The sequence below is a fragment of the Pseudomonas sp. B12(2026) genome, from assembly GCF_057767015.1.
The window spans coordinates 5113185-5130245 of the sequence record NZ_CM173430.1 but is presented as its reverse complement, the minus strand read 5'-3'; the positions used below and the strand labels follow the sequence as shown (position 1 = coordinate 5130245).

Annotated in this window: 19 protein-coding genes and 1 tRNA gene; 5 read left to right on the top strand and 15 right to left on the bottom strand. The window is 58.3% G+C overall.

Annotated features, from left to right (window positions below; translation table 11 throughout):
• Positions 1-152: 152 nt before the first annotated feature.
• Together selA and selB are read left to right on the top strand one after the other, a co-directional pair.
• Entirely contained in the window at positions 153-1559 is a 1407-nt protein-coding gene (selA, locus tag AC3B6A_RS23945; protein WP_488399582.1) for an L-seryl-tRNA(Sec) selenium transferase, read from the top strand.
• Entirely contained in the window at positions 1556-3478 is a 1923-nt protein-coding gene (gene selB / locus AC3B6A_RS23940) for a selenocysteine-specific translation elongation factor (protein ID WP_488399581.1), read from the top strand. The genes selA and selB overlap by 4 nt, the downstream gene beginning before the upstream one ends.
• Positions 3479-3503: 25 nt before the next feature.
• Here the strand turns inward: selB and AC3B6A_RS23935 are convergent, their stop codons facing one another.
• Positions 3504-4958: an alpha/beta hydrolase gene (locus AC3B6A_RS23935; protein ID WP_488399580.1), complete on the bottom strand. Its 1455-nt coding sequence runs from the start codon at positions 4956-4958 to the stop codon at positions 3504-3506.
• A gap of 223 nt (positions 4959-5181) precedes the next feature.
• On the opposite strand from AC3B6A_RS23935, the gene AC3B6A_RS23930 reads away from it, so the two are divergent.
• Positions 5182-5277 (top strand) — tRNA-Sec (locus tag AC3B6A_RS23930).
• A 27-nt stretch (positions 5278-5304) separates the two neighbouring features.
• Here AC3B6A_RS23930 and AC3B6A_RS23925 read toward each other — a convergent pair.
• From AC3B6A_RS23925 to AC3B6A_RS23875, 11 genes are all read right to left on the bottom strand, one after another.
• Positions 5305-6345 carry a phage integrase gene (locus tag AC3B6A_RS23925; RefSeq protein WP_488399579.1) on the bottom strand — a complete coding sequence of 347 codons (1041 nt, stop codon included), beginning with the start codon at positions 6343-6345 and terminating at the stop codon, positions 5305-5307.
• Positions 6345-7628 (bottom strand): phage replication initiation factor, encoded by a 1284-nt coding sequence (locus AC3B6A_RS23920; RefSeq protein ID WP_488399578.1) that lies wholly within the window; start codon positions 7626-7628, stop codon positions 6345-6347. The genes AC3B6A_RS23925 and AC3B6A_RS23920 overlap by 1 nt, the downstream gene beginning before the upstream one ends.
• 93 nt (positions 7629-7721) lie before the next feature.
• Positions 7722-9107 carry a type II secretion system protein GspD gene (locus AC3B6A_RS23915; RefSeq protein ID WP_488399577.1) on the bottom strand — a complete coding sequence of 462 codons (1386 nt, stop codon included), beginning with the start codon at positions 9105-9107 and terminating at the stop codon, positions 7722-7724.
• 9 nt (positions 9108-9116) lie between these two features.
• Positions 9117-10190 carry a zonular occludens toxin domain-containing protein gene (locus AC3B6A_RS23910; protein WP_488399576.1) on the bottom strand — a complete coding sequence of 358 codons (1074 nt, stop codon included), beginning with the start codon at positions 10188-10190 and terminating at the stop codon, positions 9117-9119.
• Between the two features lie 23 nt (positions 10191-10213).
• Entirely contained in the window at positions 10214-10585 is a 372-nt protein-coding gene (locus AC3B6A_RS23905) for a DUF5455 family protein (RefSeq protein ID WP_488399575.1), read from the bottom strand.
• A complete protein-coding gene (locus AC3B6A_RS23900; RefSeq protein ID WP_488399574.1) occupies positions 10585-12057 on the bottom strand; it encodes a hypothetical protein in 1473 nt (490 codons plus the stop codon). Before AC3B6A_RS23900 ends, AC3B6A_RS23905 begins: the two co-directional genes overlap by 1 nt.
• A 15-nt stretch (positions 12058-12072) precedes the next feature.
• Entirely contained in the window at positions 12073-12381 is a 309-nt protein-coding gene (locus AC3B6A_RS23895) for a hypothetical protein (RefSeq protein ID WP_488399573.1), read from the bottom strand.
• Positions 12382-13168: 787 nt separating this feature from the next.
• Positions 13169-13504 carry a hypothetical protein gene (locus AC3B6A_RS23890; RefSeq protein WP_488399572.1) on the bottom strand — a complete coding sequence of 112 codons (336 nt, stop codon included), beginning with the start codon at positions 13502-13504 and terminating at the stop codon, positions 13169-13171.
• 303 nt (positions 13505-13807) lie between these two features.
• The gene (locus AC3B6A_RS23885; RefSeq protein ID WP_488399571.1) at positions 13808-13999 is read right to left on the bottom strand and encodes a hypothetical protein; all 192 of its coding nucleotides are present in this window, start codon (positions 13997-13999) and stop codon (positions 13808-13810) included.
• 576 nt (positions 14000-14575) lie between these two features.
• On the bottom strand, positions 14576-14788 hold the full coding sequence (locus tag AC3B6A_RS23880) for a hypothetical protein (protein ID WP_488399570.1): 213 nt from the start codon (positions 14786-14788) through the stop codon (positions 14576-14578).
• Entirely contained in the window at positions 14788-15003 is a 216-nt protein-coding gene (locus tag AC3B6A_RS23875) for a DNA-binding protein (RefSeq protein WP_488399569.1), read from the bottom strand. The genes AC3B6A_RS23880 and AC3B6A_RS23875 overlap by 1 nt, the downstream gene beginning before the upstream one ends.
• A 126-nt stretch (positions 15004-15129) precedes the next feature.
• Between AC3B6A_RS23875 and AC3B6A_RS23870 the strand changes: the two genes are divergently transcribed.
• Together AC3B6A_RS23870 and AC3B6A_RS23865 are read left to right on the top strand one after the other, a co-directional pair.
• Positions 15130-15396 (top strand): DNA-binding protein, encoded by a 267-nt coding sequence (locus AC3B6A_RS23870; protein ID WP_488403692.1) that lies wholly within the window; start codon positions 15130-15132, stop codon positions 15394-15396.
• Between the two features lie 85 nt (positions 15397-15481).
• Positions 15482-15766 (top strand): hypothetical protein, encoded by a 285-nt coding sequence (locus AC3B6A_RS23865; RefSeq protein ID WP_488399568.1) that lies wholly within the window; start codon positions 15482-15484, stop codon positions 15764-15766.
• Positions 15767-16004: 238 nt separating this feature from the next.
• Here the strand turns inward: AC3B6A_RS23865 and AC3B6A_RS23860 are convergent, their stop codons facing one another.
• The 3 genes from AC3B6A_RS23860 to AC3B6A_RS23850 all read right to left on the bottom strand — a co-directional run bounded on the left by AC3B6A_RS23860 (position 16005) and on the right by AC3B6A_RS23850 (position 17002).
• Positions 16005-16340 (bottom strand): type II toxin-antitoxin system RelE/ParE family toxin, encoded by a 336-nt coding sequence (locus AC3B6A_RS23860; protein ID WP_488399567.1) that lies wholly within the window; start codon positions 16338-16340, stop codon positions 16005-16007.
• Positions 16337-16573, bottom strand: coding sequence for a type II toxin-antitoxin system ParD family antitoxin (locus AC3B6A_RS23855; RefSeq protein WP_488399566.1), 237 nt, complete (start codon positions 16571-16573; stop codon positions 16337-16339). Before AC3B6A_RS23855 ends, AC3B6A_RS23860 begins: the two co-directional genes overlap by 4 nt.
• Positions 16574-16693: 120 nt before the next feature.
• Positions 16694-17002: an excalibur calcium-binding domain-containing protein gene (locus AC3B6A_RS23850; RefSeq protein WP_488399565.1), complete on the bottom strand. Its 309-nt coding sequence runs from the start codon at positions 17000-17002 to the stop codon at positions 16694-16696.
• Positions 17003-17061: the final 59 nt, after the last annotated feature.

Genomic DNA, 17061 nt, shown 5'->3' with positions numbered 1-17061 from the left:
GGATGGGTGGAGCGCAGCGATACCCATCGAGGCCTGCGCAGCGACAGCATGGTTATCGCTGCGCTCCACCCATCCTGCAAAGGCATGACGCCCGCCCGCGCCCCGGTCTTCTAGACTGACTCCAGCCATCGCCCCCTGCACAAGGTTTGTCCATGACCTCGGTACGCCTGCCCTCCATCGACCGCCTGCTGCGCAGCCCGGCCTGCCAGCCGCTGCAGCAGCGCTACGGCCGCGAGGCCCTGCTCAAGACCCTGCGCGACCTGCTCGACGAACTGCGCGAGCCGGCGCGCCACGGCCAGCTGGCCGCCGTCGAACTGGAAGAGTCCGTGCTCGCCGGCCGCGCCGGCGAACGCCTCGCCGCGCACCACGCCAGCCGCGTGCGCCGGGTGTTCAACCTGACCGGCACCGTGCTGCACACCAACCTCGGCCGCGCGCTGCTGCCCGAAGAAGCCATCGACGCCATCGGCATGGCCGCGCGCTACCCGCTCAACCTCGAATTCGACCTCGCCACCGGCAAGCGCGGCGACCGCGACGACCTCATCACCGGGCTGATCCGCGAGCTCACCGGCGCCGAGGCGGTCACCGTGGTCAACAACAACGCCGCCGCCGTGCTGCTGGCGCTCAACAGCCTGGGCGCGCGCAAGGAAGGCATCATCTCCCGGGGCGAACTGATCGAGATCGGCGGCGCCTTCCGCATCCCCGACATCATGTCCCGCGCCGGGGTGAAACTGGTCGAGGTCGGCACCACCAACCGCACCCACGCCAAGGACTACGAAGCCGCCATCGGCCCGCGCTCGGGCCTGCTGATGCGCGTGCACACCAGCAACTACAGCGTGCAGGGCTTCACCGCCAGCGTCGCCACCGCGCAGCTGGCGCAGATCGCCCGCGCCCACGGCCTGCCGCTGCTGGAAGACCTGGGCAGCGGCACCCTGGTCGACCTCACCCGCTGGGGCCTGCCCAAGGAACCCACGGTGCAGGAAGCCCTGCGCGACGGCGCCGACATCGTCACCTTCAGCGGCGACAAGCTGCTCGGCGGCCCGCAGGCCGGGCTGATCCTCGGCAGCAAGGAACTCATCGGGCGGATCAAGAAGAACCCGCTCAAGCGCGCCCTGCGCGTGGACAAACTGACCCTCGCCGCGCTGGAAGCCGTGCTCAACCTCTACCGCGACCCCGACCGCCTCGCCGAGCGCCTGACCAGCCTGCGCCTGCTCAGCCGCCCGCAGGCCGACATCCGCGTGCAGGCCCAGCGCCTGGCGCCGGCCCTGGCGGCGCTGCTGGGCGAAGGCTGGAGCGTCACCGCCGAAGACGCCCTGGGCATGATCGGCAGCGGCGCCCAGCCGGTCGCACGGCTGCCCAGCGCCGCGCTGTGCCTGCGCCCGAACCAGCCCAAGCGCCAGCGCGGCCGCGCGCTGCTGGACATGGAGGAGCGCCTGCGCTGCCTGCCGATCCCGGTGGTCGGCCGCATCGACGACAACGCGCTGTGGCTCGACCTGCGCCAGCTCGACGACGAGCCCGGCTTCGTCGCGCAACTGCCGCTGCTGGCCGAGGACGCGGTGTGATAGTCGGAACCGCAGGCCACATCGACCACGGCAAGACCTCGCTGCTGCGCGCCCTCACCGGCCTGGAAGGCGACCGCCGCCCGGCCGAGCGCGAGCGCGGCATCACCATCGACCTCGGTTATCTCTACGCCGACCTCGGCGACGGGAGGCTCACCGGCTTCATCGACGTGCCGGGGCACGAGCGCTTCGTTCACAACATGCTCGCCGGTGCCAGCGGCATCGACCTGGTGCTGCTGGTGGTGGCCGCCGACGACGGCGTGATGCCGCAGACCCGCGAGCACCTCGCCATCGTCCAGCTGCTCGGCATCCGCCGCGCCCTGGTGGCGCTGACCAAGGCCGACCGCGTGCCCGCCGAGCGCGTGGCGCAGGCCGCAGGTGAAGTGCGGGAGCTGCTCGCCGACGGGGCGCTGGCTGATGCGCCGGTCTTCCCGGTCTCCAGCGTCACCGGCGAGGGCATCGAGGACCTGCGCGCGGCGCTGACCGATGCGGCCCGCGAAACCCGCGAGCGCGCGGCAACGGGCGGCTTCCGCCTGGCGGTGGACCGCGCCTTCAGCGTCAGCGGCGCCGGCGTCGTCGTCACCGGCACCGCCTTCGCCGGCAGCGTGAAGGTGGGCGACGAACTGCTGCTCGGCAGCGCCGGCCGCCGCGTTCGCGTGCGCGGCCTGCACGCGCAGAACCGCGAGGCGCAGCAGGCCCACGCCGGCCAGCGCGTGGCAGTGAACATCGCTGGCGAACGCCTGAGCCTCGAACAGATTCACCGCGGCGACTGGCTGATCGCCCCGGAGCTGCACGCGCCCACCACGCGCATCGACATCGACCTGCACCTGCTGCCGAGCGAGACGCGGGCCTTCGCCCACTGGACTCCGGTCCATGTGCACCTCGGCGCCCAGGATGTCACCGGCCGCGTCGCCCTGCTCGAAGGCGAGCGCCTGCAACCGGGCGAGCGCGCCTTCGCCCAGCTGGTGCTGAATGCGCCGAGCCATGCCGTGCATGGCGACCGCCTGGTGCTGCGCGACCAGTCCGCCCAGCGCACCCTCGGCGGCGGCCGCGTGCTCGACCCCTTCGCCCCGGCGCGCAACCGCCGCAGCGCGGAGCGCCTCGAACAGCTGCGCGCCTTGCAGGGCGACGAGCTGGAAAGCGCGCTGCCGACCCTGCTCGCCCATGCCGGCAACGGCCTCGACCCGGCGCTGCTGGCGCGGCAGTTCAACCGCCCGCGCGCGGGTTGGCGGCTGCCCGGCGAACGGGTGGAAGTGTCGACGCGCCTGGGCCAGCGGCTGTTCGCGGCGGAGCGCTGGAGCGCCTTGCAGCAGCAGGTGATCGACGCCCTGCAACGCTTCCACGGCGAACAGCCCGACGAGCTCGGTCCCGACCGCGACCGCCTGCGCCGCTATGCGCTGCCGCAGCTGGAGCGGCCGGTGTTCGTCGCCCTGCTGGAGGGTCTGCTGGCCGACCAGCGCATCGACAGCAGCGGCCCCTGGCTGCACCTGCCCGATCACCGCGTGCAGCTCGGCGAGAACGACGAGCGCTTGCGCGAGCGCCTCTGGCCGCTGCTGCTGGCCGGCGCCTTCGACCCGCCCTGGGTACGCGACCTGGCCCGCGAACTGGCGGCGGAGGAGGGCGACGTGCGCCTGCTGCTGCGCAAGCTCGCCCGCCTCGGCCAGCTGCACCAGGTGGTGAGGGACCTGTTCTACCCGGAAGAAACCCTGCGCCAGCTCGCCGGCCACGCCCTGCAGCTGCGCGACGAGGCCGGCATCATCCGCGCCGCCGCCTTCCGCGACCGCATCGGCATCGGCCGCAAGCGCTGCATCCAGCTGCTGGAATACTTCGACCGCATCGGCTTCACCCGGCGCTTCGGCAACGAACGGCGGGTCCGCGAGGATTCGGCGCTGGCGAGCGACGCGGCCGTGGAGGGTGCCTGACGGCCTCCGCCCGGAGGCCGGGTGGCTATTTCCCCGGCAGCGCCTGGTCCACCCGCTGCACCAGGTAGTCGTAGAACGGGTTGGACGTCACCCGCTGGAACAGGTCCAGGCCGACGATCAGCACGCCGCGTTCGCCACGGGGCATCAGCGTGCCGAGGCGGATGCCGAAATCCTCGCTCGGATCGGGGTACTGGCCGTAGAGCGCGTCGTTCGTCGGGAAGGGCAGCGCGACGTGGGAGAGCGAGAACAGGTCCGCCGGGTATTTCACGCCCAGCGGCTGGCGGCTCTGCTCCAGGCTGTGCGCCGGAATGTTCAGGGCGAACGCCTGGCTGTCTTCGGGCGTGTTGGAGACCACCGTCAGGGCATAGTCGCGCTTGCGCTCCGGCAGCAGGCGCGGGCCGAGCCTGGCCATGTCCGGGCGCATCAGCGGGCCGTGGCTGAGCGAGCGGTTGAGGTCGAACAGCACCAGTTCGCTGCCGTTGTCGGGCAGCCGGTCATACAGGTTGCTGACCACCGCCGGCGTGCTGACGGTGCTGTCGGCCAGCGACTGGAAGGTGAGGATCGGCGGCAGGCGGGCGAGGCTGCCGTTGCGGTTGGTCGCATCCAGGCTGCGCTGCAGGGCGTCGGTCAGCCCCACCGTCTGCCGCGCCGCGGCCACCGGGAAGGAGTTGTACTTGAACGGGTTGAACTCGGGCAGCACGCTGAGCCAGGCAGCCTTGGCGAAGGCCGGCAGCAGCGCCGGCAGCCCGGCCAGCCCGGCGAACTGGGCGAAGCGGGTGAGGCCGATCATCGGCGAGATCAGCACCAGCTTGCGGGGCATGGGCAGGGCCTTGTCGTCCAGCGCGTCGAGGCTGTACTTGAGCGCCAGCGCGCCGCCGTTGGAAAAGCCCACCAGCAGCAGCGGCGCGCCCGCGGGCGCCTGCGCGGTGGCCTCGCGCACGGCCAGCCGGGTGGCGGCCAGCCAGTCCTCCCAGGTCGCATCGGTGAGGCCGGCCGGCACCGTGCCGTGGCCCGGCATGCGGATCGCCACCACCACGTAGCCCTGCTGCCGCAGGTGATTGCCCAGGTGGCGCAGGCTGTAGGGGGAGTCGGTCAGCCCATGCAGCAACACCGCCGCGCCGCGAACCGGGCCGTCGGGGCGAAGCTCGTAGGAGCGGTTCCAGTCGCTGGCGAACTGGCCGGGGTAGACCTCGCTCTGGTCGAAGTAGCGGTTGTAGGCGACGCGCTCGAAGGGCTGCAGGCGGGTTGCCATTTCCTGGCGCATGCTCTGCATGAGCTTCGCCTCGGCGTCCAGGTAGCCGGCCCAGTCCGTGCGGTCGATGGCCTCGCTGTGCAGGTCCTTCGGCACCCAGGTGTGCCAGGGCTCCAGCGGCGGGATGTTGCGCAGCGCCGTGATGCGCAGCGCCAGCAGCAGAACGGTGATGGCCAGGACTGCGATCAGTGCCCAGAGCAGTCCCTTGGTGAGTTTCGCGTTCAGCATGGGGTTCCCTTGTCAGCGCATGCCGGACAAGGATAGAGCGATCTCGCTGCATTGGCAGCGACAGGCAACAATCTCGCCCCCTGCGTCATCCCTTCGCTAGCCACTGCAAGGTCATTGATGGCAACATCCCGTCCCTGCAAAAGATGATTGGCCGTTCGACACCTCTTCGACACTCCACCGGAGTTGGCAAGGGAAGCTGAAGAAACACCTCGCCAGTCCAAGAGGAAGGCAATCACGCCCGGTGGCGTGGCCGGGCTTCAAACCCGGTGGGGGACGGCAGCCGTTCCTGGGTGGGTTCGACTCCCACTGCCTTCCGCCAATCTCCCCGCCTAAACGCCGCATGGCTCTAGGCTTCCACGAAAATGCCTTCTCCAATTTCTGACGCAGTGTCGAAAAAGTGTCGATGATCTTTCACCGGACCGAAGCGAATCACATCCTGTAGAAAATCCGGCGCGAGGTGCGCGTAGCGCATGGTCATTGCAAGAGACGAATGCCCCAGAGTCTTCTGCAAAGTGAGAATGTTGCCGCCATTCATGATGAAATGACTAGCAAACGTATGGCGCAACACATGCGATTTTTGACCCCGTGGCAGCTTCACACCAGAAACGCCCACCGCAAAATCGAAGCTATCCCGACAATTACTGAAAGCACCATGCACCGTCAGATGCCCCCGCAAACGTGCTTCCAATTCCGGCGAAATCGGTACTGAGCGACGACGCTTAGACTTCGTATTCACGAAATGCACAAAGCCATCCCGTACACGATCCAAACGCAAACCCTGAGCCTCCCCCCAGCGACAACCAGTCGAAAGACACACCAGAGCAACCAACTCAACATGCGGACTACGGCGATGATCCCTGAGAGCAGCAAAAATCGCGTCAATCTGCTCATGAGTGAGATAGGACAGCTCCCGTTCCTGCAGCTTGATCGGCTTCACCCTACTCAGAGGATCACCGAAATCGATTTCACCTAGCTGATTCAGCTCGTTATAAAGCGAACGCAGGTAGCCCAACTCATTGTTCAAAGTCTTTCCACTGATCCCAGCAGCCAAACGCCGAGCACGATATTCAGTAAAAAGATTCCCCGAGACAGAAGACGCCACCGGATTGCCAAGGCTTTCAGCCAAGCGACAAAGCACCAGCGAACGACGCTCAGAGTCAGCCAAAGCATGGCCATGCAGAAGCGACCAACGCTCCACCAGCTCTAACAGCAAACGCCGATCCCTGGGCTTAGGGTTCCATGCAGGATTAAGCGCAACCTGAGAGCGGACCGTGGACTCAAAACGCTGAGCCTCGCCCTTCGTCTTAAATTTCTTGCGAAATCGACGCCCCTTAATGGGCTCAACATCAGCTTGCCAGCGACCATCATCAAGCTTAGAAATCGCCATCAGACAGCCCGACCCCAACGCACACGCCGTTCCTCAAGAAGATCCCGAATGTGCTTGTAGATATGGCGCTCTTCTTTGCCCTTAGCCTGATAGTGGTCACGGATAGTAGGCCAACACTCCCATTGCTTGAGCTGTGAAAACGCCCGTTCCGCGCCCACCCGCTCACGCGCAACGATCGACAGAAAATTTCCTAGAAACAGCTCCACGTTCTTGCCAGAAAAGCCACGGGCAGTTTTGTAGTAGCGCTTATAGACCGTGCCATCGAGCAGCGAGTCAACCTCAACAGCCACCACCACATCCTGCCGAATCAGGGTCCAAAACGCGTCATACAGACCCGGACGGACAAGCATACGGAACGACCCCAACGCATACTCCCAAAGCCCCTGGAGATGCCCGCCAAGCGATGCGTAGGAATGAGTAGCAATGCACTCACCAGTTTCACGAAGCACAGAGCCTTCCGCGAACTGGCGAACAATCGAATGATGAAAACGAGCTTCAATCCGATAGACCGGCTGCTCAGGGTCATAGTTGAGCGAATCGTCAGCATCGAAAGGATTGTCAGAACGACGCCACACCGATTCCCAGTAATCCAGCTTATCGATGGCCCGAGCCTGAGCCGTTTTGTTGTAGACGGCCAACTGCATACCCGCCGCAGAGCCGAACAGGAACGACTGGCCACGGCCATAGGTGGCCACGTTTTCATCAAAACAAACAGTCTGAATGCCGGAGTGATCACGCTGAGAGCGCGCACGGCAATGAAGACGCGCAACGAAATCAGCCGGAGGCGTCCAACCCTGCACATCGAGCGCGATATGCACCGCACATTGGTTGACCTCAACCTGCTCCAACACCTCAGCCGCGAAACCATCCAGCAGGGCCTGTAGCTGCTCAGGAGAGCGCGAATCAATAGCGTGAGGGGAAACCTCAATCTTGAGGTGAGAACCCACCACGTCAGCCTTTTCGTTGAAATTCTTGATCAGCAGGATCAAACCGAGATCGGCATTCTGGAGCTTGCACTGATAGCCGGAATCGCGGCCAACGCGACCCGCATGCCACACCTCGCCCGCGAACTGAACCAAACCGGGCTCCTCAAATAGCGCGAGCACCTGAGGACGAATCAGACCCTTGTAAAGCTGGCGAACCGTATCGACACCACAGCGAAGAATCCGCACCGAAGAAAGGTCAGTGATCGCAGCAGAAGACGGATCAATGAAAAGCCTGCCGCGCACATCCTCAACCGCCGTTTGCTTGTCGAGTCGAACCTGATCCTTTGCCTTTTTCATTCCGTTGCTTCCCCACTAATGTCCAACAATGTCCACTTGAAAATCTATTTATAAGACGTGCTACAGGGCCGTCTGGAGGGCCGTAGGCGACCGCTAGGGGGGCGTCCCCGTGCTGCGCCCGACGCCGCCCCCTATCGGCCGCCTTGGCCCCGGAGACTCACCAGCGCGAAGCGTAGGCAGTGCCAATTGCGCGGCTACCTGAGGGGCCGTAAAGGGCGCTTCTGAGAGGTCGGTAGGCCGAGATGGATCAAACACACGTGCGGAAATCATGACGACCAGGTTGGCCGCCTTCTCACGTGTCGAATCGAAGCGGAAAAGACGCCCCAACACCGGCACATCGGACAACACAGGAACACGTGACGTAGTGTTATCGCTCTGCTCCGACCGAAGACCACCCAAAACAATGCCCGAGCCATTGGCCAACTGGACCTTGGTCGAAATTCGCCTTGTGTTAGTGATGATGTCAGCGGCCGTCTTGTCGTTAGACACGCTGGAGGCATCTTGCTGAATCGTTAGCTCAATCGCCCCCGACGGCGTAATAAAAGGCGTCACCTGAAGCGTTACGCCCACATCCTGCCGCGTAATGGTTTGATAGGGGTTATCAGCCGGCGTCGCGCCCGACGTGGTAGAGCCGGTAATGAATGGCACGTTTTGACCAACCACAATGCTGGCCTGTTCACGGTTGAGCGTGAGCAACTGAGGCGTAGAAAGAATGCGGTTACGCCCGGTCGATTTAACCGCCTGAAAAAAAGCCCCCAGTGTCGGCCCATCAAAAGTCAGACTAAACCCAAGGTCCGAATAATCGACTTTCCCGAAAGCAGTACCTTTAATACTGAGACGGTTATTAGCCGCGGTAACGTTCAGACCCAATGACTGAAAATCATCGTCGGACAGCTCCGCCACAACCGCCGTAATCATCACCTGCCGACGAGGCCGGTCAATCTCCCGTACCACACGCCGAATCACCTCAAGCTGCTCAGCCGTAGCCGTAACAATCAATGCATTGGAAGTCGGAGATGGCGATACCATCGGCTGCGCCTGCCCCAAAGCAGCAGGCTTATCACCACCCGCAGCATCAGCCGCCATACGCGCATTGAGCACATCACGCACCGACTCAAAAGCGAAATCGGATTGCAGATGCTGAAGCTGAATCACCTCAGTCTTAAAATTGAGCGGAGCCGGCATTTCTTTAGCGCTAACCTGAATCGACTGCGCATCTGCCTTAAAATAAAAGCCAGCGGTCCGCACGGCCTGCCCCACCAATTCCTCAAGCTGCTCAGGAGAATCGTACTTTGCGTAAATCGAAAGTGGCGCAGAACGCAAATCAGCACCGACAATAAGAGACTTACCCAAATGAGCCGAAGCCCAATCTACAAGGTCCATCACCGTGCCCTCAGAAATATCAATTGCCTCTGTAGCGTGAACCACAGAGGCAAGCGACATCCCGAGCCCCAAAAGACCCCATTTGATAGAGATCATGATTAAGCCCTAGCGGTAGATTGACAGGTAATCACTGTCGCGGACCAACAGAGCCTCAGAGGCACCACGATCCTTAACAGTGATATTTTTTGCAGCGAGGTCTTTCGAATTAATGCGTTTGCCTTCTTTAGATTCGAGCACATAACGAATACCATCAGGAAAACGCTGAAAAGAAACAATCTTGAAATCGGAAAACTCTTCTTTAAGCTTCTTAGAAGGTTCAGGCGCTGGAGCCACCTTAACCTGCTCAGCCTCAGAAGCTTTGATAGAAGGCTTATACACAGCGGCAAAAGTCACCGAGGCAGCCAGCAAAGCACCTACAACAAAACCAGTAATAACCCGCGTGCGACGGAAGAAAATTTTAGTAGTTCGCATGTAAAACCCCACGTTACGAGCAGCAGCAGGAATACGGCGAACCCAATAGCCAGGGGGCAACATGGAATAACTACCCTTGTCATATTCCTTATCGTATTCCTGAGTCGTGTCATAAAAGTCATAAAACTCACTTCCACGATAGAACCACTCATCCACCTTCATCGAATTGAACTTAGCGCCATACTTCACAATTGCGTAATGCATCTTGGGAAGACAGCCATTCCAATAGCCCAACGTAAGGAAGCGACCAATAGGGCTCAAGAAAGGAATCTTAACGCGGTCCAATCGATTGATATAAACCACATGCTCAGCAATCGATTCACGGATTTGCTTATCAATAACGTTAATATTCTGAACAACAAGCCACAAATCCCAGCGGCGTTTGCGCAAGAAAAGAAAGAACTTCAAAAGATCGGTGCGGCCACCAGAGTTCCAATCGCGCGAGTTAAGCCAAACACCCGCTTCATCCAAAAAAATACCGCCAAACTGCTCTTCATCGTAAACATCACACCCCATACCCAAACCAACTAAATCATCAGCAGTAGGCAGATCAGGAAGACGCACGACGCGAGAATGCTTATTACCCGGACGACACAGCTTATTCATCCGCACATCGACATTGACAGCCACACGACGCTTTTTCTTGAGGTACTCAAGAATCTTCATCACCGCGAGCAGAGTCTTTCCGGCACCCAGTTTGCCGGTCACGATATAAACGGCCACAGCAAACCTCAGGTATTCTCAAACTTCTCAGCAAGCTTGACGATCCACATAAAAATCAAAGCCCGCAAGCGCGCAAGAAGTAGAGTCGAAATAGCGATAGGAATATTGCCAGGGAGCAACATCTGACCAACCGCAACGACATCAGAAGGAGCCAATGCAGCCACGCCAGACCCTATAGCGCCAATAGCAGCAGTAAAAGCCGCAATAGCACCACCAATGAAGGCGATAACCAAAACAATAAAGCCAATCCGGCTAAAGAACTTGGCAACAAACTGAAGAACCGGAGCAATTAGCGGCGAGATAAAACCAAGCAAAAACTTGGCAAGCTGAGCAAAGGCGCGCGGAAATAGCTTTTTAAGAAAACCAATAATCCAGCCCATCAGAACCCACCCTTCTCAGCTTTTGCATTCTCAAGCTTCAAGGCAGAGTAATAAATCCGCCATACGCCAATAGCCGTCAAAGCCCAAATAACCCATTCAAGAAGAGGCTTGACCTTACTAAGAACGCAAAAATCAAGATCAAGGCCAGTACTGTATTCACCTAGATTAAAACTAATCGAATACTTACCACACCCCGTAGCACTTGGAAGAATGCTTCCAAGAATATTATCAAGACCAACCCCCTGAGAGAACCAACCCTCAACAGTTGAATTGATCTTGTCTAATTCCTCTTGAAATTTTTCCTCTCTTTCTTCACCAATAGCTTCAGACTGTTCGCCAAGCTTCTTAGCGATATCATCACCAAGCTCGCCACCTAACCCCTCAGCTTCAGTATCTGAACCATCACCGGAACTATCATAATCATCCCCAAAAAGACCATCATAAATATCTTTCAGAAGACCATTACCCTTCTCGACAGCGCCCGTTACTTGATCGGCACCATCTTGAACAGTCTTATTCGTAGCAGCATCCCTAGCACCCTGGCCGGAGCTACCACCACCAGCACCGCCCGCAGGCATCGGATCATTGTCATCACGACCATCGGCATTACCACCATTGTTCGGATGGTCAGAAGAAGTAGGATCAATACGTTTCGGCGCAATCCCATCAGCGCCGTTGCTAGTAGCGATGCATTCAAGCTGACCATTTACATAATTACATTGCCGACTACTGTTAGGAAGACAAGTAAACTGACCGTTAATAGTTCCGCACTTATCCCCTGTCTGATAACACCAAGGCTTACCGTTATAAAGATCACAACCACCATTGTCTGGAGAAAGACAGACAGTATTTTCACCCATTTTTAGACAACGCGGATCTTCCGTATTGCTATCCGGCGTCTCTGTATAGTTTTCTTCAGGAATTGGCTCGCCTGAGCTAGATGGATTCCCACTCGGCTCAGCATTAAAATAACAAAGAGTTTCATTAGAGCCCGTGAAACCCTGAAACTCACACTTCTGCGTCGATTGAGAAGTCTTTACAAATTCACAACCATTTACATTAACAACAGATGGGCAAGCACTAGACTTTAGCGATGGGATATAAGTGCAAACAGTAGAAACCGTAATAGGTTTCTCATTTTTGCAGTCTTTCGGAACATCACAAACACCCGTCGATGGATTCAATACTCCACCAGACGGACAACTATCACCACGAAGAGCGAAACGACCATTGCCACCGGTACTATTTCCGTTTTGATCTTTGCCCAAACAAATAACTTCCCTATAACCGCCATTCAAGAAGTTAAAGCCGGCATGAACACGCCCCAAGGATTCGGTCCAAGCCCTACAGCCAGCATCTGGAGACGGCCATTTCCCAGGCGCATTACCGCTCCAGTAGTAATCCTCAGCAAAAGTAAATTGCCCCCACGCCATAAGCGTGAGGGCAACCAACAGGCGGATAGCCGCGCGCATCTACCCGCCTCCCGGTCAGGCGCCCGCAGCGCTGAAGATGCGCCCGGCGACCTTGAACAGAGCGATACCGCCACGGATGGCCGCGAACAGAACCGCACCCGCAGCCAGCAGAGTGCCCACGGCAGTACCGATATCCGTGAACATCTCAGTCAGCTCAGGCGGAATAGTGATCGCCGCATTGGCGTTCACAGTGGCGACACCCATAGCCAGGATCATGGCCAGAGCAGCAGATTTGCCAACGGATTGGCCCCCGGCTTTACCGGCCGGAGTCACTTCGTTGGATACAGCGGTCGCCAGAGGCGACAGTTGAGCGTTCAGTTTCATGAGGTGTTTCCTCTTTTACGTTGCGGCGTCGATGATTTCTTTCCACCCGAGGCGGAATTGCCCGTAGGCGACGCCTATCCCTACAGAACCCAAAGCAAGCCCAGCGATATACAGATACGCTTCCCAAGGAAGTGACATAGCCGTTACCTCTGATGCCCATGAATGAGGCCCAGCGCTACGCACTGGACGAGACCAAGAACAAGCTGGAGGGCGAACAAATCGCCCAAGGTGACGTTGGCGAGCCAAGCGGACATCAGGCGTCCCCCTGCACATTCGACATGAGTCGAGAATCCATCAGGTATTGCCCGGCTGCGCCGGTGACTTTTTCTAAAAAGCCAAGTCGTAAGGGCTCCGCCCTTACCATCCCGCCCTTCGCCAGGGAGTCAGAGGGCCGGGGGGATAGAGCTTCCCCCGCCCCTATGACTCGGAGGCTGTTTTGGTGGGAGTCCATCAAGGGTTCGCTTCGCCCGTGCTTCCGTTCGCCGGAGCGGTAAAGCTGCTCCGACGAGCCGGGAGCGCGGCCCTTGACGGGAGGAAGAGTGGCGCCGTCGAGAAGCCCGTAAGCGGCAAGATCGGCGCGATTGGAGGCCGCGCAGACGCCGGAAAGGTCGGTTGTCAGTGCGGGGGCGAACCGGGACGGCTCGCAGGGCTTACGGCACGCGATAGAGCAACGGCCAGAGCCCGCTAGGCCGTCCCGCCCCCCTTTGCCTACTCCGAACATCGAAGGCGCAGCGCGGCTGAACAGACGCGCCACGTCAAACGATGCCGACCGACCGGCGCACATGGCTTACGCCTTCTCAGCCGGAGCCGAACGGGAAGTCGGAGCGGCAGACGAGACGGTGCGGACCGCTTCCACATCGACGATGCGGGGTTGCATCTTGCCCCCCGCCGCCTTGACCAGCTTGAGGTGGAGCAGCAGCTCCACCGGCTCAGTCACTGCCGGGAATTTGTCGAATACCGACGGCTCAACCGCGATTTTGCTGATGGCCAGAGCGCGAGTGTCAGCAACACGGTCCGCTTCCGGCTGACGACCAACGAAAGCAGAGACGAACACCGAGCGTTCGACAGTGGTCCGCTCAACACCCAGCACCAGCATCTTTTGTTGCATTACTTGATCGAACATAGGAATTACCTCCCAGGGGGTTTAAGTGCCCGAAATGGGCGTTACAACTTGAATCCAAATTTCAATGCTTGCTCGCAGAAAGCTTCAAAACCTTTTCACTCATGCCTTTCCACATTCAACAACTTTGCAAGCGGCATATACCGATATCGACACCGCTTGAACTTCATTTCCCAAATCAAATTTGCCGCATAACCCGGATCAAATTTGACTGGGCTTTTCCTGCAATACGACATATACGAAAAGAAGGAATCCTGTTCAGCCTGTTTCTGATAAGCCCACTGCCAAATGAGGTCAAAAACGACCCTAGCGGGTAAAATCAGGACAACCAGCAGCAAGCCAAGCGCCAAGAACAAAACCACCGAGCTTAAGTAAATCTGTTCCACGATTAGCGGCCTCTTGCTGAAGCTGGAGAAACTCAGAGGTTTTAACTTGAACCAAGAATTTTTTAGCCGGATCACCCGGCTTTTCCTGGCGAGGGGGGATGATCGAAGTCATTATGTCCACCAATAAAAGAAGAAGACAGGAATCCCCATATAACCCGAAATAATCGTCACCCAAACGAAATAGTGACTAAGAATCCGACTTGGGGAGCAGGAGGTAACCGCCCAAAAACCCTTGCCGATTGTCGAATCCCTCAGTTCGAGAAACACTCCAAACAGACTTACGAGGATGACCGCAGTAGCAGGGACCGCGTACAAGTCGCCAAACACCCCCTTCAAGAAAAATACGGTGAGGACGACAGAAGGGACCATGTACCCGACCAGGGAAAGGACCCATCCGCTTAACGAAACATACTGAACAGTCACAGTCTTTTGCATGCGGCCTCCCTAAATATCTCCGTACTAACACCGGAATTACTCCAGGTTTCCCCAAAGCTTGCTATTAACAATCCGCTTAAGCACATAAAAAGCGGAAGGAACAAATACAAGAAACAAAATAAAGAACCAAATAATCCACAAATAAAAAGGGTTAAGCCCCGACACTACAAACTCAGAAGTCACCTTAATAAACGAGGCAATCAAAGAAAAAAGAAGAAAAACCACGCGCACAAATCAAAAACTTCTCTCATGATCAAGCCTCACGCCGTGCAGACTGACGTAATGCATTAAACGCCAGCTCATTAAGCCGCTGCTTAACTTCAAACGTAATCACATCAAGATCACAAAGAGCATCAAAATAGCCGCCAAGAGTCGCAAACGAAAAACGAGCCGAGTCAGAACCGGAATAGCGAATAATATTAAGAAGAGCAGAAATCCGAATTACAGAAGTGCGAGAGATATCCATTAGAAATCCTCCTTTTCAAGCAAACGCCTAGTAAGAAGGGCAACATTCACAAAAAGATATTTGCCAATCAATTGAGACGGGAGATAGCCCCGACGAATCCAACCCCGAACCGTTTCATGCTCTTCAGGCATCCCGATCCAGTCCGCAAAAACGCGCCACGGCAGCAGCGGAGGGGCTGCGCTGAGGTCCTTTGCCTTTATCTGTTCCAGTTCCATCGGCTTTACTGCACTATGTTGGTCTATAGAGGGCTAAGAAATGGAATATATCCATGACTATGTCCAGATATTAGCAAAGGGACTAAGTTCTGGACATAGTCCCAGTGATGAAAATATCAAATGGCCATGACCATAACCGATAGAGCATTACTATTAATTGAGATGACGAATCTCAACACCCTGACGCGAGCGGGGGAGACGAACTACGACCGATGGGCAAGCATCCGCCGAGGAAAAGCCAGGGTAGGCGCGGAAGAAATTGAAATAATCGGCAAGGTCTTTCCAGCCTATCGCTGGTGGCTAAGCACTGGAGAAGTCATGCCGGAGGTAGGGCAAACAAGCCCCGACTACGACGAAGCCAACAGAAACTTGCCCAATCAAAACGCGGGATAGCGATCACATCGGAAGTGAGTAGGCGCTGGTTTGCCCACGCTAGGAAGAAAGCAAGATGAGAAAATCAGTAATACTGGGAATGGTCATGATGACTCTGAACCAAGCTGGAGCAGCAGAAATCCCAGCCAGGGCGGTAACCATTCCATCCTCGGACTATGCAACAACCGATGATTTCGAGAGCAGAAACCTAGAAGGTAAAAGCGACCAACTGAAATGGTTTGCCAAGGTGGAACAGCTGTCAAAGACCGACCCCCGAGTAAACCAGTACACAAGCAACGAGTGCGTGGGCGCCCAAATCAACTTCAGGCAAAATCCTACAACCGAAGCGATGGACCTGATCTATAGAAGCTGTTTCATAAACACGCAATAGTGTCGAAAAAACGTCGAAAACGTAGACCAGTGAAGCCCAGCAAAGGCCAGAACACCCAGCGCGAAAGCCACGGATATCGCCTATAGACCATTGATATCCATAAGGTTTATAGGGTTCGACTCCCACTGCCTTCCGCCAATTCTCCTCTCTAAAACCCGCGTGACTCCAGCTTTTGGCTTTTCCGCCGAAGTCGATTCGTCGCTGCTGTCGAAAAAGTGCCGAAGGCGGGCGGCTGAGGTCAGTGCGTAAGGTCTTCGCCGCCCTGCATCCAGGCGGGGATATCCCTCGTGCCGTGGATTACACGCCACACATCGATGTGATCGCCGCGATCGATGTAGAACACCAGGAAGGGATAGCGCTTGAGCGCCCAGCAGTGCAGGCCGGGCAGGTCCAGCTCATGGGCGTAGCGGGATGAGCCGCTGGAGGGATGCCGGGCGATGTGCGCGTAGGCTTTCTCCAGGGCATCGATGAACCCGAGTGCCGCTTGTTCGGCCCCTTCGCCCAGGTAGTAACCGATGGCGTCTTCAACGTCCTGATTGGCGAGCTCGCGGGGGATGACTGGCTTGTTCTTCATCCCCGGGCCTTCCGCACCCGGTCACGCAGCGATTCGAAGTAGTCACTGCCTGCAGGAGGAGCGGGTTGCGATGCAGCTCCGGCCATCAACAAACCGCGCAGGCGTTGGCGATCCTGGTCCTTGCGAATCAGCTCGCGCACATATTCGCTGCTGGTGCCGTAGCCGCGTTGGCTGACTTGCTCGTCGACAAAACTCTTGAGCGCGTCCGGCAGGGAAATGTTCATGGTGCTCATAGGTAAATCCCCTACGAATGGCAAATTTTGCCAAGGGATACTAGCACTGCTCAGTGGAGGACGTGCTGAAAAGATACCTATGGTCCTTCATCGGAGCGAGGCTAATTGCCTCCTCAAAGATCACATCCGGCACCACTGCTCTTCGCAGGGAATGCCGTCGCCGTCCCCATCCATCTTCATGCCCGGGCAGCTTCGCAGGAAGGCCTTCGCTTCCGCGCACGACGTCATCTGCGAGCAGTATTGGCGGCCGTCGCAGCGGACGTTGAGTGTCGATTCGGTGCTGGTCGCCGGCGGCAGCACTGTTTCGCCGGGCTGATCCTCCGATACCGGCGCGGGAGAGGAGCGCAAGAAGCGCGACTGCCAGTCGGGGTTGTCCATGAACTGCCAGGCGAGCAGCGCCAGGGCCGCGAGGAAGATCCATTTCTTCATGGGAGCCACCAGGGTTGTGTTGCGTGGAATTCTAGCGGGTGGAGCCGATGGATTCTTCC